17 protein-coding genes, 1 tRNA gene and 1 other RNA gene are annotated in these 15,667 nt (G+C 67.5%); 12 read left to right on the forward strand and 7 right to left on the reverse strand.

Going from position 1 to position 15,667, the window contains the following annotated elements:
- The first annotated feature begins 160 nt into the window (after nt 1-160).
- From BHD05_RS09845 to BHD05_RS09855, 3 genes are all read left to right on the forward strand, one after another.
- The gene (locus tag BHD05_RS09845; RefSeq protein WP_161886271.1) at nt 161-634 is read left to right on the forward strand and encodes a peroxiredoxin; all 474 of its coding nucleotides are present in this window, start codon (nt 161-163) and stop codon (nt 632-634) included.
- A gap of 233 nt (nt 635-867) precedes the next feature.
- Nucleotides 868-940 (forward strand) — tRNA-Val (locus tag BHD05_RS09850).
- Between the two features lie 528 nt (nt 941-1,468).
- Nucleotides 1,469-2,545 (forward strand): alcohol dehydrogenase family protein, encoded by a 1,077-nt coding sequence (locus BHD05_RS09855; RefSeq protein ID WP_161886272.1) that lies wholly within the window; start codon nt 1,469-1,471, stop codon nt 2,543-2,545.
- A 441-nt stretch (nt 2,546-2,986) separates the two neighbouring features.
- Here BHD05_RS09855 and BHD05_RS09860 read toward each other — a convergent pair whose 3' ends face one another.
- The 5 genes from BHD05_RS09860 to BHD05_RS09880 all read right to left on the reverse strand — a co-directional run bounded on the left by BHD05_RS09860 (nt 2,987) and on the right by BHD05_RS09880 (nt 7,295).
- Nucleotides 2,987-3,388, reverse strand: a complete 402-nt coding sequence (locus BHD05_RS09860; RefSeq protein WP_161886273.1) for a DUF5956 family protein — start codon at nt 3,386-3,388, stop codon at nt 2,987-2,989.
- Nucleotides 3,389-3,478: 90 nt separating this feature from the next.
- Nucleotides 3,479-4,084 carry a DUF2238 domain-containing protein gene (locus BHD05_RS09865; RefSeq protein WP_161886274.1) on the reverse strand — a complete coding sequence of 202 codons (606 nt, stop codon included), beginning with the start codon at nt 4,082-4,084 and terminating at the stop codon, nt 3,479-3,481.
- The gene (locus BHD05_RS09870; protein WP_161886275.1) at nt 4,081-4,965 is read right to left on the reverse strand and encodes an endonuclease/exonuclease/phosphatase family protein; all 885 of its coding nucleotides are present in this window, start codon (nt 4,963-4,965) and stop codon (nt 4,081-4,083) included. Before BHD05_RS09870 ends, BHD05_RS09865 begins: the two co-directional genes overlap by 4 nt.
- Before the next feature lie 78 nt (nt 4,966-5,043).
- Nucleotides 5,044-6,498: a phytoene desaturase family protein gene (locus tag BHD05_RS09875; RefSeq protein ID WP_161886276.1), complete on the reverse strand. Its 1,455-nt coding sequence runs from the start codon at nt 6,496-6,498 to the stop codon at nt 5,044-5,046.
- Nucleotides 6,495-7,295 (reverse strand): UbiA family prenyltransferase, encoded by an 801-nt coding sequence (locus BHD05_RS09880; protein WP_236966495.1) that lies wholly within the window; start codon nt 7,293-7,295, stop codon nt 6,495-6,497. The genes BHD05_RS09875 and BHD05_RS09880 overlap by 4 nt, the downstream gene beginning before the upstream one ends.
- A gap of 113 nt (nt 7,296-7,408) precedes the next feature.
- Here BHD05_RS09880 and BHD05_RS09885 point away from each other — a divergent pair, with 113 nt between their 5' ends.
- The 8 genes from BHD05_RS09885 to BHD05_RS09920 all read left to right on the forward strand — a co-directional run bounded on the left by BHD05_RS09885 (nt 7,409) and on the right by BHD05_RS09920 (nt 13,545).
- A complete protein-coding gene (locus BHD05_RS09885; protein WP_161886278.1) occupies nt 7,409-8,107 on the forward strand; it encodes an SOS response-associated peptidase in 699 nt (232 codons plus the stop codon).
- Between the two features lie 50 nt (nt 8,108-8,157).
- Nucleotides 8,158-8,544, forward strand: coding sequence for a DUF3618 domain-containing protein (locus BHD05_RS09890; RefSeq protein ID WP_161886279.1), 387 nt, complete (start codon nt 8,158-8,160; stop codon nt 8,542-8,544).
- Nucleotides 8,545-8,563: 19 nt separating this feature from the next.
- Nucleotides 8,564-9,511 (forward strand): DMT family transporter, encoded by a 948-nt coding sequence (locus tag BHD05_RS09895; protein WP_161886280.1) that lies wholly within the window; start codon nt 8,564-8,566, stop codon nt 9,509-9,511.
- Entirely contained in the window at nt 9,508-10,326 is an 819-nt protein-coding gene (locus BHD05_RS09900) for a Nif3-like dinuclear metal center hexameric protein (protein WP_161886281.1), read from the forward strand. Before BHD05_RS09895 ends, BHD05_RS09900 begins: the two co-directional genes overlap by 4 nt.
- Nucleotides 10,327-10,372: 46 nt before the next feature.
- Nucleotides 10,373-11,140: a zinc ribbon domain-containing protein gene (locus BHD05_RS09905; RefSeq protein ID WP_161886282.1), complete on the forward strand. Its 768-nt coding sequence runs from the start codon at nt 10,373-10,375 to the stop codon at nt 11,138-11,140.
- Between the two features lie 46 nt (nt 11,141-11,186).
- Nucleotides 11,187-11,578: RNase P RNA component class A (gene rnpB, locus BHD05_RS09910), an RNA gene on the forward strand.
- A gap of 14 nt (nt 11,579-11,592) precedes the next feature.
- Nucleotides 11,593-12,105, forward strand: coding sequence for a hypothetical protein (locus BHD05_RS09915; protein ID WP_161886283.1), 513 nt, complete (start codon nt 11,593-11,595; stop codon nt 12,103-12,105).
- Nucleotides 12,106-12,279: 174 nt separating this feature from the next.
- Nucleotides 12,280-13,545, forward strand: a complete 1,266-nt coding sequence (locus BHD05_RS09920) for an acyl-CoA dehydrogenase family protein (RefSeq protein ID WP_161886284.1) — start codon at nt 12,280-12,282, stop codon at nt 13,543-13,545.
- A 39-nt stretch (nt 13,546-13,584) separates the two neighbouring features.
- Here BHD05_RS09920 and ppgK read toward each other — a convergent pair whose 3' ends face one another.
- Nucleotides 13,585-14,334, reverse strand: a complete 750-nt coding sequence (ppgK, locus tag BHD05_RS09925; RefSeq protein ID WP_161886285.1) for a polyphosphate--glucose phosphotransferase — start codon at nt 14,332-14,334, stop codon at nt 13,585-13,587.
- A gap of 87 nt (nt 14,335-14,421) precedes the next feature.
- Between ppgK and BHD05_RS09930 the strand changes: the two genes are divergently transcribed.
- Entirely contained in the window at nt 14,422-14,754 is a 333-nt protein-coding gene (locus BHD05_RS09930) for a cupin domain-containing protein (protein WP_161886286.1), read from the forward strand.
- A 20-nt stretch (nt 14,755-14,774) separates the two neighbouring features.
- Here BHD05_RS09930 and map read toward each other — a convergent pair whose 3' ends face one another.
- Nucleotides 14,775-15,638, reverse strand: coding sequence for a type I methionyl aminopeptidase (gene map / locus BHD05_RS09935; protein ID WP_161886287.1), 864 nt, complete (start codon nt 15,636-15,638; stop codon nt 14,775-14,777).
- Nucleotides 15,639-15,667: the final 29 nt, after the last annotated feature.

A 15,667-nucleotide genomic window follows, 5' to 3' on the forward strand; every position in this document is an offset into this window, starting at 1 on the left:
CCTCGCTGAGTTCCGGCTCGGGTTTCGAGGAGCGGCACGCGCGTTGGGCGGTACTGAGTCTAGTTGCACCCACTCGGTGGAACTTGACCCAGCGGACGCCGCGCGTAGGATTGCGAATCGTGCTCGCGGCTCGCAGTGCCCACGCGCGAAAGGACCGTTAATGCCTCTACAGGACTCGACGCTAGCTCCGGATTTCGAGCTGCCCAATCAGTTCGGCGAGCACATCCGCCTCTCCGATTTCCGCGGGCGCAAACCGGTCGCCCTCGTCTTCTTCCCTCTCGCCTTCTCGAGCACCTGCACACGCGAACTGTGCGAGCTGCGCGACAATCTCGCTCTCTTCGCCGACGGCGGTGTTGAGCTCATCGGCATCTCGGTGGACTCGAAAGCGACGCTGCGCGCCTACGCGGACCACGAGGGCTACGACTTCACCCTCCTTGCGGACTTCTGGCCGCACGGCGCCGTCGCCAAGGAGTACGGCGTCTTCCTCGAGGCTAGGGGATTCGCCAACCGTGCGACCTTCCTCATCGACACCGCTGGAGTCATTCGGTCGAGCTTCGTGTCAGCGCCTGGCGAGGCGCGCTCACTCGAGACCTACCGCGCAGCGCTTGCGGCTCTCGCGCCCGCTGTGCGCTGACCCTCGGCCCACCCCGCTGGCCGGCAACTCAGGCGAAACCGGGCTGCCACGGCGGCCCGCCAACAGGCTCGTCCTGCACGAATCGGAAGTCCGTGGCCGGTGAGCGCGATCGCCCCGGCAATCGTGATGAGCACGGGCCACCGATGCCCGGGCCGAAAGGTAGCTGGGGCGGCAGCGCTCATGTTCGTGACTGTATTCCTGTAGCATTGCCGGGCGTTGTCCCGCGGGACGACGGGCCTTTAGCTCAGTTGGTAGAGCGCCACGTTTACACCGTGGATGTCATCGGTTCGAGCCCGGTAGGGCCCACCTCTCAAACACCCGGTCAATGTCCCGTAATGGCCGAAGTCGCGCTCCGCCGGGGGGTGGTAGGTCCGGAGATGACCGAATCGAAAGCGGAAGCCACGAGTACCACGGCCAATTTTCACGTTACGGCAGAGTTTCCGAGCATCCCGTTGAAGTAAAGAATGGCCAGAACTACGAAGATGACGATCGTAACCAAGCCGACTACCCATATCATCGACGTCTCTCCAAGCTAGGGATAGAGGTACTTCATTCCAGCCAGATGGCCGGGACCCAGCATTCGTTGACTGGTCTGGCACGAGGGACGAAACCTGCGATAGCTGGCCGAAAACGGCGTCTGGTCCCCGCCCGATCATCAAATTCCGGTAAAGCTACTCCTCGCGGGACTGCTGATCAAGATGGGTCCGGCTGACGCGGACATACTCAGGCGAGGTGGAGCAGTGCATCGATTATCGGGGTCGTGGTTGTTTTTGAGAGGCTGTTGTCATGAGCCAACAGCGCAGCATCCCAGCCCCCCGCGCGAACGCGGCTAGCATGAGCGCCATGGTCACCACGGGTGTTGGTGACTTCGATCGGCTAGTTCTGAGCTCAGTCCCCAAGCCAACTGCCGGACCTGGCGAAGTTCTTGTTCAGGTACTCGCGGCAGGGGTGAACAACACAGACATCAATACGCGACTCGGCTGGTACTCCGCGGCGGTGTCGACCGCCACGAACGACTCGTCAGCGGAGATCGAGGATCTCGACGCAGATCGCAGCGATGGTGGCTGGAACGGGGCAACGCCCTTTCCTCTGATTCAGGGTGCAGACTGCTGTGGCCGTGTCATCGCTGTTGGTGAGGGGGTCGACCAAACCATTGTGGGCGCCCGCGTACTCATTCGCCCGTGTATGCCTCTGAACCCGGGGGATTCCTCTGCAACAGAGTGGCTCGGGTCAGATCGAGATGGCGCCTTTGCGCAATTCACGGTGGTCCGGTCCCGCGATGTGTTCCCAGTCCAGAGCACGTGGAGCGATGCCGAGCTTGCAACAATTCCGTGTGCGTATGGAACCGCGGAAAACATGGTGAGCCGTGCCGGCATCACCGCGGGCACACGTGTGCTCGTCCCCGGGGCGTCCGGGGGTGTTGGATCGGCCGTCGTGCAGCTTGCGAAGCGACGTGGCGCGTACGTCATTGGGATCGCAAGCAGCGCCAAACGCGAGCGTGTGATCGAAATCGGTGCCGATGAGGTCCTGGAGCGGGGACAGGACCCTGTTGCGCAAATTGGCACCGGGAGCATCGACGTCGTGATCGACAACGTCGGAGGCAACGGGTTTGGCAGCATGCTCGCCCTGCTGCGCCACGGAGGAACGTATGTGACCTCGGGTGCCATCGCCGGCCCCATCGTTCAACTCGATCTGCGCACGCTCTACCTAGGAGATCTGCGGCTCATGGGATGCACCGCATGGGACGAGCACGTGTTTGCGGACGTCGTATCCTACGTTGAACGCGGCGAGATCCGTCCGCTACTTGAGCGCACCTACCCGCTGAGCGAGATTGCCGCCGCGCAACGGGACTTCCTTGAAAAGCGTCACGTGGGAAACGTGGTGCTGCTTCCTCCAACGCCGGGCCCGTGATGAACGACGGATCATCCCCCCCCCCCCCGAGTGATTATCCCGGTGCAGCCGAATCACGTGGACGGCCACGAAGGTGAACACCATCGTCGTCGCGGTCGTCGTTGCATTCCCTATTGCAGCGGCTGTCTCGCGTGCCGTGGACACGCCGACGGGCTTCCTGACCGCGTCAGTGTTGGTCGCGGCGGTTGTGATATTCGCAGCCCGCACCTTTCACGGTCGACAGGAGCCGATCGCGCCACCGCGACCCTGGTGGAAGATGACCGCCCGTCCTCCAGAGGGGTTCTTACTTGCCACTCTCTTTGGCGCTCAGGCACTGTCCGTCACTATCACCAGGCTGGACGGAGTCTCGCTCGCACCCACGATGTTGCCGGTGTCGGTCCAGCTGCTGATTTCCGCTAATTATCGGAACGCGTCTCTTTGCATGAAATCTAAAGATCGGGCCTATCGGTCGTCCGAATAAAGTTCGGCGATCGCCCGCTCGAGCACCGGTGGGTGATGGCGGGGGTGGTTGTCCTCCGGCCAGTCGGCAGCGACGGCACCGCCCATCGCCGACCAGAACTGGTTGTCGGTGACCGCCTTCGGTCGGCGCACAAACCAGCGGAAGTACCGCGGAGGCGCGGTCACCCCAGCGTCAGCCAGATATCCGTCGATGTCGTCGCAGACGCTTTCCCGGTCCGCGTTGCTCGCCCAGCCCGGCCGAGGCACCGATGTCACCGGAGCGCGGCCGAGTGTGCCGACCGGCGCCTGGTGGGCGATGAGCAGACCCCACCCGTTTTCGGTCATCTCGATCCAGCCGTCCCCACCCACGCACTCCACCGCGGCATCCCACTTTGTGTCGTTCATGTCCTTAATCCTCCCGGCGACCCCACGCGAGAGCCTCCGAGGCCCTGCGCCGCGGCGACCCTTTCCAGGCATGATCGCTGCACGCACGATCTAGTGCTCGGCGGCCCGAGGCGCTGATTCGGGGCGCACCGAGCGGTTCGTGAGGAACGGAAGGAACAGACCCGCGACAAGTGCGCCGACTCCGCCCCAGAACAGGTCGCCGACCGTATCGTTGTAACCAACGAGAATCCCCTCGTCGATATAGGTGTGACCGATCCATTCCCAGATCTCCCAGGTCACGCCGAGGGACAGGCCGAGTGCGGTGGTCATCACGGCCGCCGACAGCATCGGCCGGGGGAGCGTCGCGGCGTCAGCGATCACCCCGAGGCGCACGAGCGAGATGTAGACCACCGCAGCCCAGAGCCCGTTGGTGAGCAAGTGCATCGGCACATCCCACCACCTGGTAGTGATGTAGATCTGCAGCACGCTGCTCCACACGGCGACGAGCACCCCGATGCCGAACGCGATGTCGAAGCTGGCCCGCACGCGCAGAAGGCGGGGGAGGAACATTCCCGCAGTCACACCCGCGAGGCTCGCCCCCGAAGCCGGTCCCCAGCCGATTCCCGCGACCACGATGCAGACCGCGGCCAGCACTCGCAGCCCGTCCGCCGTCCTCTCGGCCGATCCTCGGGCAGGCGGCAGCAGGGTGCGGATCATGTAGCAGCACCTGCCTGCTCTGGCGCGCCCGCGAGAGCCTCGCCGTAGCGCAGCACCGACTGCACCGGTTCGTGGTCGGATGCCGCCCTCCCCGCGAAACGTGCGGCGTTGATGCCTGTGCTCACGACGTCGACCCCGTGCCCGACCAGGATGAAATCGATGCGTTTACCCCCTGGACGCCGGCGGCGGTGGCGGAAAGTCGAGTAGGTGGCCCACTGCGGCGTCACGCGCGTGTCCGCCGCATCCCACGCGTCACGAAGCGTTCCCTCCTCCGTGAGCCAGCGGTAGGCCGCCGAGCCGACCCCGGCATTGAAGTCGCCGGTCACGACGATCGCGGCGTCGGGTTCCGCGGCCCGGGCCGCCTGGACGAGGTGCAGCATGAACTTTGCCGACTCAGTTCTCGAGCGCCAGGAGAGGTGGTCGAAGTGGGTGTTGAACACGCGCAGGCGCGCCCCCGTGGCCAGATCGATGAAGTCCACCGAGACGACGACCCGATGCGCAAGGTTGCCCCACGACCTCGACCCAGGCTCGTCAGGCGTCGACGAGAGCGCCCACTGCTTCCAGCCGGTCACCTCCAGCCTCCGCGAGTCGTAGAAGACGGCGCACCGCTCGTCCTCTCCGGACGAATTGCGGCCGGTGCCAACCCACAGGTAGTCGGGGCCGAGCGCATCCGCGACGAAAGCGACCTGGTCGGCCAGGGCCTCCTGCACGCCGAGGAGGGTCGGCTGCTCGGCTGCGAGAAGACGGCGGACAAGTCCACTGCGTGCGGTCGAGCGGTCTGAACCCCATGGCCGGTGGTGGGGGAAGCGGCGGCGGATGTTGTAGGTCATGACGTGAAGGTCCGGCGTGGCTACCGGACCGATCAACGCGTCATGGGGCATCCCTCAACCGTACGCTCGCCAGGTGGTACTCGTCAGGGGTGGCGCCGGGCCACCACAATCCCATTGGCACCCGCGCAATCAGCCGCGCAGGCTCCGAAGCAGCTTCGCGCTCGCGGTCATCGCCCCGCCGAGCACCGCGGGGATTCCGCCGCCGGGGTGTACGGATGCCCCGACGCGCCACAGCCACGGGCGTCGAGGGTCCCGATAGGCCGGTGTGTGGAAGGGGCCGCTCTGCCAGAGCGGGCGGGTCGCGCCATAGAGCGCCCCGCCGGTCGCACCCCAGCCCGCGAAATACTCGGGGTCGAGAATCTCGTACTGGCCGAGCAACTCGGTGATGGGCTGGTCGAGTCCGATGACTTCGCTGATGCGCCCGATCTCCCGTCGCACGAAGGTGTCGTCGAGACAGTACCGGCGCCCGTCGGCGGGCGCGGTCAGCAGCAACGCGACGGTGGCCTTCTCGTTGGGGTAGATCTCGCCCGGCCGGTAGTAGTTCACAAAGGCCATCGTCTGCTCGGGCGGGAGCCCCGCGGCGAGGCTGCGGTGCAGGGCGGCCGGGTCGTCCGGAATGACCACGGAGTGGGTCGCCGTGCCGTTCGGCAGGAGCTGGTCGAGCACGCCGTAGATGGCGACGCCCGAGCAGGTGAGACCGCGCTCCCGGGGCGGCCCACTGCCCAGCAACCCGGCGAGTGCCCCCGGGTCGAGGGCGCTGACCACCAGATCGGCCCGGTACTCCGCCGCGCCCGTGCGCACCCGCGACTTCTCCACCGACACGACACTCTGCCCGGTGTGCACTTTCGCGCCAGCCTGGAGCGCGAGGCGGTGGAGGGCGAGCGGCAGCTCGTAGACCCCACCCTCGGGAACCCACACGCCGTCCCTGGCCATCACGGCGGGCATGCTCGCGTAAAGCGCGAGGCTGCCGGTGGGCGGCACCCCCGCGTTCAGTGTGTGAATGGCGATCACCTCGCGCAAACCCTCGGGCATCCAGGTCAGGGCGTCCAGGAAGCGCTTGGTCGTGAGTCGGGTGCCATACAGACGTGCAAGGGCACCCACCGCGGGAAGCGCCTTCGGGTCGATCGGATCGGCGGTGAGCAGGGAGGTGATCTGGGGTCCGAGGCCGCCGTGCTCACGATCAAAGCGCTCCCACGCCGCCCGCCACGGGTGCCCCTCCTCGACGGGCAGTGTGACCGTCTGCCCACCGTAGAAGTAGCGCCCCACCTCGGGCAGACGCCGCAGCTGCAGCCGGCCCCGCGACGAGTCACCCCCGGCAGCGTCCGTGCGGCTCGGCGCACCGCTCGCGCCGAGCGCGTCGTAGCGGCGCAGTAGTTCATCCCACACCGCCGGGAATGTGACGAGGGAGGGGCCAGTGTCGATTCGCTGGCCGCCGATCTCGATCCGTCGGCTCTTGCCGCCGACCCAGTCGTTGCCCTCGAGCACCGTCACATCGTGCCCGGCCCTCGCCAGCAGCGCGGCTGCCGTGAGACCGCCGATGCCTGCCCCGAGCACGACGATCCGCCGTTGGGTCGCCGCGGTCACGAATAGACCCCGAGCAGCAGGGCAGCCACAATCTGGATACCGGCCACCGAACCGGCCGCATACGGGAACGCGATCGAATACCGGTAGAGGCGGCGCGCGCCGGTCGGGGTCGGATCGCGGCGCAGCCGCAGCAGCAGCCAGCCGGCGATCAGGGCGTTCACCACGGCAACCGGGATGTTCACGAACGCGAAGCAGACGGTGGACACCGACCACCAGACAGCGCTCCACAACGCTGCCCGCTCCGGCCCCAAGCGCACCGCCGTGGTGACGATGCCGGCGGCTCTGTCCTCGTCGATGTCCTGCACGGCATCGAACGTATGCTTGGCCACGCTCCAGGCCATCAGCCCGATCGCGGCGCCCCAGACCGGGGACTCCCCGAAGGCCAAAGGCACGAATACGAGGGGGAACGCGTAGGCGGCGTTGCTCACAGCGTCCAGGTAGATCCTCGCCTTGAACCGCAGTGGCGGCGCCGAGTACTGCACGAAGATGACAATGTACGCGAGGATCCAGGCAAGCGCGTCCAGCGGCAGGGCGACGACGAAGTAGACGACAAAGGGCACATTCGTCAGCGCGACGGCGGCGAGGATGCGCCGGGACTCGGATGCGGCGATCCGGGCGCCCTCGAGGCCGCCCTTCCGCGAATTCAGCGCGTCGGTCTCCTGGTCGAAGATGTCATTCACGCCGTAGATGAGCAGATTGAACGGCAACGTGGCCCACAACAACAGGGGAACGACGTCCCACCGCCACAGATCGCCCGTGAGCCACATGGCGATCGCCGTCGTGCCGATCGTATTCACCCACAACACAGGTCGCGATATCTGGACCAGTCGAAGGAACACCTCGCAAGAGTAGTGCCAATGGATGACCGGGCCCTGCCAGTCTCGCAGCGGCGGTGCGGCAGGATGTAGATATGTGTGGTCGATTCGTTGTCGCGGGGGAGCACCGTGACCTGCTCGGACTGTTCGAGATCGAGATCGAGGGCGACGACCTGCCCGGTCCGTCCTGGAACATCCGCCCTACCGACTCTGTCTCGGTGGTGATCGACTCGGTCAGGGGCGACGAGCTTCCCGTGCGCCGGATCGCCGCGGCGCGCTGGTCGCTCACCCCGTCGTTCTCCCCGAGCCTCGCGACCAAGTTCCCCACGTTCAACGCCCGGTCGGAGACGGCCACCGAGAAGCCCTTCTTCGCCGCCTCGGTGCGCTCCAAGCGCGCGATCATCCCCGCGAGCGGCTACTACGAGTGGAAGACGGTCGGCGATGTGAAGACGCCGTACTACATCCATCCTCCGGAGGGGATGCTCGCCTTCGCCGGGCTGTACTCGTGGTGGAAGGATGCCTCCCTCGCGAACGACGACCCGGCACGTTGGGTACTGACCACCACGATCCTCACCCGCGAGGCGGTCGGCGGCCTGCGCGACATCCACGAACGTACCCCTGTCGCCCTGCCCGAAGATTGGTGGGACGACTGGCTCGACCCGACGATCGAGGCCGACCAGTCCTTCGTCGACGCGGCCGTCGAGGCGTCCGTGCCGGTTGGTGAGGCGCTCGAACTGTACGAGGTTGCGCCGATCCGGGGCGAGGACAGGGCTGAGCTGATCAACCCCGTTTAGTCTGGGGAGGCATGACACACGACGCTGACGACATGTGAGGACGGTGCACAATGGCACGGAAGAAGAAGGACAAGCTCAACCTCGGCAGCCTGATCTCGGCGATCATGAAGAACCGGTCGAAGCACAGGTCCATGGCCAAGGCCCGCGCGATCAAGGGCATCGAGCCCGAACCCGAGCCGAAGAAGCCCCGCGACATCCGCACTCCGGAGCAGATCAAGGAGGACGTGGATGTGACGAGGGCGCGCCTCGTCGAGACCATCGCCGCCCTGCGCTACGACCTCGACGTGCCGGCTCGGGCGCGGGACCTGCGCGACCGTGTCGCGGCGAGGATCCCCGAGGAACTCAAGGCGCAGCCCGTCGCAATCGTCGTCACGGCGTCGGTGCTTGTCGCCGGGGTCGGCACGATCCTGATCGCTGCGCGCAACCGCAGCTACTAGGGCTGAGAGAACCGTTCGCATGCGCCGCTCCGAGGCGCTCGGCACCGGCTCCGGCGCCATCGGGCTCATCATCGCCTCCGTGCTCTGGGGCACGACCGGCACTGCTGCGAGCTTTCTCCCCGACGGAGTGAGCCCGCTCGCGACCGGGGCCGCCACCATGGCGATCGGCGGCACGCTGCTGCTTCTCGTGTCGGTGCGTGGCGCTGTGCGCGCCCTGCGCGATCCTGGCGCACGTGGCTGGATCGCGCTGGGGGCGATCGGTGTGTTCGTCTACCCGTTGGCCTTCTACTCGGCGATGGACCTCGCGGGTGTCGCGATCGGCAACGTGGTGGCGCTCGGGTCCGGACCGCTGTTCGCCGCGATCCTCGAGTGGGCGATCGAGCGCCGGCGACCGAGCCGGCGGTGGGGCGCGGCGACGGCCATCGCCGTCGCCGGCATCGTGATACTCCCGCTCGGCGCTGACCAGGCGGATGCCGGTCGCGTCGACCTGATCTCGGGCGTGATGCTCGGGCTGCTCGCGGGCGCCGCCTACGCGCAGTATACGTACGCCTCGTCACGCGCGATCGCGACCGGCCACCGCGGGCGCTCCATCATGGGGGCGATGTTCGGCCTCGGGGCGGTGCTGCTCACGCCCGTGCTGCTGGCGACCGGCACCCCGCTGCTGCAGTCCGGCGGAACGATCACGATCACTGCCTACCTCGCCCTCGGCCCGATGTTCGTCGCCTACCTGTTCTTCGGAGCTGCCCTCCGGGTGCTGCGCAGCAGCACCGCGACCACCATCACCCTGCTCGAACCCGTCGTCGCGACCGTGCTCGCCGTGGCAGTTGTGGGGGAGCGGCTCACCCCGCTCGGCTGGTTCGGCATCGCCCTGATCCTCACCGGGGTCGCCGTCATCGCCACGGCGAAGCGGGAGGCGGCGGGCCCCAGGACGAGTCCCCGTGCCGCGTCGGTAGACTGGCACACGTGACTGCATCCATCGCCGAAGTAGGGTCGGTCGTCGAAGCGCTGTGGCCGCTGTCCGGCGCCTCCGCCTGGGACGCCCCCGGTCTCGTGACCGGCGATCCGGCGGCCCCCGTCACGCGCATCCACCTCGCCGTCGACGCGGTCTCCGAGTCGGTCGACGAGGCCATCGCGCTCGGCGCGGGGCTCATGCTCGTGCACCACCCGCTGCTGCTGCGCGGGGTCACATCGGTCGCCGAGGACCGCTACAAGGGCGCCCTCATCGCGCGCCTCATCCGCGCCGGTTGCGCGCTGCTCTCCGCCCACACCAACGCCGATGTCGTGGAGACCGGAACGTCGGCGGTCTTCGCCGAGCGGCTCGGCCTCACCAGCATCCGGCCGATCGTCGCCGCGACCGACAGCGACCGTGGCATCGGACGCGTCGGCGAGCTGCCGCGGCCGACGACCCTGGGCCGGCTCGCCCGGATGCTCGGCGAGATCCTGCCCGCCACGGCATCCGGCATCCGCGTCGCGGGCGACTACGACGCCGAGGTCACCACGGTCGCGCTGTGCGGCGGCGCCGGCGACTCGCTGCTGGGCGAACCCGCGGTCCTCGGCGCCGACGTCTACATCACCTCCGACCTCCGCCACCACCCCGCCTCGGAGTCGCGCGAGAACTCCCGGCACCGCGGGGGGCCCGCCCTCATTGACGTCGCCCACTGGGCCAGCGAATGGCTCTGGCTCGACGTCGCGGCGAGCGAGCTGCGCGCCGCCCTGCCGGGCGTCACCGTGACCGTGAGCGAACTGCGCACCGACCCGTGGGATTTCGTCGTCGTGCAGTGACATCCACCTTCAACCCACCCTTCCCTCGATCACTGAATGAGGCATCATGGCGCTCAAAGCCAGCCCCGAAGAACAGGCACGACTGCTCGACCTGCAGGCACTCGACACGAAGCTGCAGCAGCTCGACCACCGGGCGAAGAATCTGCCGGAGGTCACGCAGCTCGTAAGCCTCGCCGCGGACGCGGAGAGGCTGCGGCTGCAGCGGGCGAGGGAGACCGGCACGGTGGAGGATGCGCGTACCGAGCTGAAGCGGGTCGAGTCCGACGTCGCCGTGATCGAGGCGCGCATCGCACGGGACGACGCTAGGCTTCAGGCTTCCTCGTCGGTGAAGGATGTCGCCGGGCTCGAGCACGAGCTCTCCGGCCTGCGCCGCCGGCACGACGAGCTCGAGGAGATCGAACTCGTCGTCATGGAGAAGCTCGAAACGCTCGAGAACGGGGTGCGGCTGACGACGGCCGAGCAGGCGCAGGCGATCGAGGCGATGACGGCCACCACCGCAGCACGGGACGCCTCGCTCACGTCGATTGCCGAGGAGCGCACAGTGAACTCCGCGAATCGGCAGGCCATCGCGGGTGCCGTCGCGCCCGAGCTGGTGGCGCTGTATGAGCGCCAGCGCGCACGCTACGGCCTCGGCGCCTCGCACCTGCGTGGCGGAGTGTCGAGCGCGAGCGGCGTCAAGCTGCTCGAGAACGAGATGGCGATCATTCGATCTGCGGCACCGGACGAGGTGCTGATTTGCCCGGACAGCCAGGCGATCCTCGTGCGCACGAGCGAATCCGGTCTGCACGCTGGCGCTGCCGCCGACTCGCGCTAGGCCGAATCGCGGTAGGGCCGGCCCCCGGTAGGATTGGCCATGCGAATGGGTCGGCAAGACGGTCGCGTCATCTGCGGTTCCGCAAGGAAGCCCGCGGATGCCGAGGAACGTCCGGGCTCCACAGGGCAGGGCGGTGGGTAACACCCACCCGGAGCAATCCGCGAGACAGTGCAACAGAGAGTAAACCGCCCGGGGTCCGCCCCGGGTAAGGGTGAAACGGTGGTGTAAGAGACCACCAGCGATTCGGGTGACCGATCGGCTAGGTAAACCTCGCCCGGAGCAAGGTCAGACAGGGAACGCTTGAGGCTGCCCGCCGAGTTCCCGGGTAGACCGCTGGAGGGCTGCGGCAACGTAGTCCCGAGATAGATGGCCGTCACCCGCTCCCAGCCGCAAGGCTGGGAACGGGGACAGAACCCGGCGTACCAGCCGGCCCATTCGCATAATCTCAAAGCATGCTCGCCCACGACAACCGCCTCCGGCTTCTCGAGGCCGCGCACCGCGTCGAGTCGCGCACGGGGATCGATCCGCTCGACGTGACCCATTCGATGGCGGTCACAACCGACTCCCGGCTCGAGCTGCTGCCGAAGTCCATCGGCATCGGACTCGCCGCTCTCGCGGGCGTCGCCGCCCTGGTCTGCCTGCGGTTCCTGCTCGAGCCGGCATCCGGCCCCGGGTTCGCCGCTACCGCGGTGTTCGTCCTCGTCGACGTGCTGCTCTGGCTCAGTGTCGTCGCGTGTGTGGCCGTGGCTCGGGCCGCGCGCAGTCGGCGGCCCCAGAACGAGCGCTACGACGACGCCTGGGCCCAATTCGCGGTCGAGGTCTGGCCCGCCCCGCGATACCAGCCCTGGAACGGTGCCCGATCCCAGGGGTCGGGCTATTCGCGCACCGAATTCCTCATCGCGGTGCGCGATGGGGTACCGCTCGACGCCTACATGCGCCGCGCTCCGTTCACCCGGATGCCGTAGCCGAGGCTCCCTCGAAACGCGGGATGCTACCCGCCGCCGCCTAACATCGCGCGCCCTGGGTCATCCGCCGCAACCGGAGGTCACAGAAAGTCAACTTTGTTGTGTCGTCGCGGCCCGGGGGACCACTGTGGCCTGAGCAGCCAACGATGAGAGCCCCCAACGGAAGGCAACACCATGTCAGCATCACACAGCACCGCCGCCACTGCCAGCAGCGCCGCGTCCGCCGGCACGGCAGACTACGAGAGCCTTGCCGCGCGCTTCCGGCCGATCTTCGACCGCATCGCCGCCGGCGCGGCCGACCGTGAACGTGACCACCGTCTCCCGTACGCGGAGATCGCCGAGCTCACGGCCGCCGGATTCGGGGCCGTCCGCGTGCCGGTGGCCGATGGGGGAGCCGGTGCATCGCTGCCGCAGCTCTTCCGCCTGCTCACTGAACTCGCCGCCGCGGACTCGAACATTCCGCAGGCGCTGCGCGGCCACTTCGCCTTCGTCGAGGACCGCCTCGTGGCACCGGCGCAGCGCGACGTCTGGCTGGCCCGGTTCGTCGCGGGGGAGATTGCCGGCAACTCGTGGACCGAGGTCGGAGCGGTGAAGATCGGCGAGGTCGGCACCCAGGTCGGGCCGGTCGCCGGCGCACCGGCGGGCGAGTTCCGCATCAACGGCACAAAGTATTATTCGACCGGCAGCATTTTCGCCGACTGGATCGACACTTTCGCGCAGCGCACCGACAACCAGGTCAAGGTCATCGCGGTCGTGAATGCGCACCAGAGCGGGGTCACCCACCGCGACGACTGGGACGGCTTCGGCCAGCAGACCACGGGGTCGGGCACGAGCACGTTCGTCGAAGCTGTCGTCGAGGAGGAGAACGTGTTCGACTTCGACACGCGGTTCAAGTACCAGACGGCGTTCTACCAGGCCGTGCTCCTCGCCGTCCTCGCCGGCACCATCGCCGCTGCCGAGCGTGACGTTGCGACCGAGGTGCGTAACCGCACCCGCATCTTCTCCCACGGCAACGCTGACTCTTTCGCCGCCGACCCCCAGATCCTGCAGGTCGTCGGCGAGGTCTCCTCGCAGGCCTACGCCGCGCGGGCGACGGTGGAGCTCGCCGCGCGGGCGCTGCAGGATGCCTATGAGGGCGCGTTCCTCGGCGATGTGGTCGAGGAGGAGCGCCGCAACGACGTCGCCGAGCTTGAGACCGCGCAGGCGCAGGTGGTGCTCACCGACCTCGCCACGAGGGCGACCTCGAACATCTTCAACGCCCTGTCGGCGAGCGGGGTGAGCCAGACGAAGAATCTCGACCGGCACTGGCGCAACGCCCGCACCGCGGCGAACCACAACCCGTGGGTATTCAAGGCGCGCATCGTCGGGGACTATTCCGTGAACGGCCGGCTGCCGCCGCGTGTCTGGGCCATCGGCCAGGGACCGACGCCGAAGGTCTAGGCGACGTGGCCCGCCGCCGTGCGCTGTCGCGGAGGGATGTTACCCACCGGACGCGAGCGCGGCGGCGCCCATGATGCCGGCGTTGTTGCGCAGCTCGGCCGCGACGATCGGGGTACGCAGGTTCAGCAGCGGCAGGTACTGCGAGGCGTGTTTGGACACTCCGCCGCCGACGATGAACAGCTCAGGGTAGAGGTAGGCCTCAAGGCGCGCGTAGTAGCGCTGGAGGCGGCCGGCCCACTCGGCCCAGCTCAGGTTCTCGCGCTCCTTGGCCGAGAACGCCGCCAGGGTCTCCCAATCGATGCCGTCAATCTCGAGGTGGCCGAGCTCGGCATTCGGAATGAGCTTGCCTTGGTGGATCAGTGCCGTTCCGATTCCCGTGCCAAGCGTCGTGATGATTGCGAGGCCCTTGACCTTGCGCGCCGCGCCAAACCGCTGCTCGGCGACGCCGGCGGCATCCGCGTCGTTGATGAAGTGGATCTCCCGCCCCAGCGCCTTCTGGAACAGCTTCTCGGCCTCGAGCCCGATCCACTCGTCCGAGACGTTCGCTGCCGACATGGTCACCCCGCCGACGATCGCCGCGGGAAAGCAGACCCCGACGGGTGTCTTCTTGTCGACGCCGCCCATCTTCTCGATGAGCTCAATGACGGTCTGGACGATGGCGGACGGGGAGCCGCCGAACGGGGTGGGGAGCTTGCTGCGGCTCGTGAGCAGCTCGCCCGAGTCAACGTCGACGAGCGCCCCCTTGATGCCCGTACCGCCAATGTCGATCCCCACAGCTTTCGTCGTCATGAGCCCAATCTAGTTCTTACGGCAGTTTCACCTCGCCCCGCTCGCTCGCCGCGCCTAGGTTGGGTGCACAGCCAGGAAGGACCGTCCATGAACAAGATCTCCCTTACCGCCCTCGCCCACGAGGAGCTCGAACATGCCCAGAGCGCCGCGAACGGGCGGAGCACCAAATCGGTGCACGGCGGCTCCGACCACCTGCTTCGCCAGAGTGTCATCGCCCTCTGCGCCGGCCAGTCCCTCGCCGAGCACGACAACCCGGGGGAGGCGACCGTGCAGGTGCTGCTCGGCCGGGTGACGCTCACCTCGGGGGAGGAGTCGTGGGGCGGATGGATCGGCGATCTCCTGATAGTGCCGAGCGCGTCGCATTCTCTCGAGGCCGTCGAGGATGCGGTGGTGCTGCTGACGGCCGTCAGGCGCCCATAGGTGCCACGTGCTGGCGACGCCTAGGGGAGCGTCAGGATCTCGGCGCCGCGCTCGGTGACCACGAGGGTGTGCTCGAACTGCGCCGTGATGCTCTTGTCTTTTGTGGTGATGGTCCACCCGTCGTCCCACTGGTCCCAGCTGGCCGTGCCGAGGGTGAGCATGGGCTCGATCGTGAACACCATGCCAACTTCCATAACCTCAGTGAACCGGTCGGTGTCGTAGTGCGGGATGATGAGCCCGGAGTGGAAGGCAGCACCGACCCCGTGCCCGGTAAAGTCGCGTACCACGCCGTAGCCGAAGCGCTTCGCGTACGACTCGATCGCGCGACCGATCACGTTCACCTGCCGACCGGGGGCGATCGATTTGATGCCGCGGCGCAGGGCTTCGTCGGTCCGCTCCACGAGGTCGACGACCTCCTGACGCACGTCGCCGACAAGGAACGTGCGGTTGCTGTCACCGTGCACCTGGTTCTTGTATGCGGTGATGTCGATGTTGACGATGTCGCCGCTCTCGAGCACCGTGTCGTCCGGGATCCCGTGGCAGATGACCTCGTTGACCGAGCTGCACAGCGACTTCGGGAACCCGCGGTAGCCGAGAGTCGAGGGGTAGGCGTCGTGGGCGACCATGAAGTCGTGCGCGATCCGGTCCAGCTCCTCAGTGGTGACGCCGGGGCGCACGTTCTCGCCCACGAGAGCGATCGCCTGCGCCGCGATCCTCCCGGACTCGCGGATGAGCTCAATCGTTTCCGGCGGATAGACGTCGGATCCGGTGAACGGCGACGGTTCGCTCTTGCCGACGTACTCAGGACGCGGAATGTGCTTCGGCACGCTGCGAAGGGGGGAGACAACCCCGAAGACGAGGTGACCGTGCGAATCCCGAGGCATAAGCTCAATTGTAAGTTGACTAAGGGAGG

The organism is Marisediminicola antarctica, assembly GCF_009930795.1.
Classification (GTDB): domain Bacteria; phylum Actinomycetota; class Actinomycetes; order Actinomycetales; family Microbacteriaceae; genus Marisediminicola; species Marisediminicola antarctica.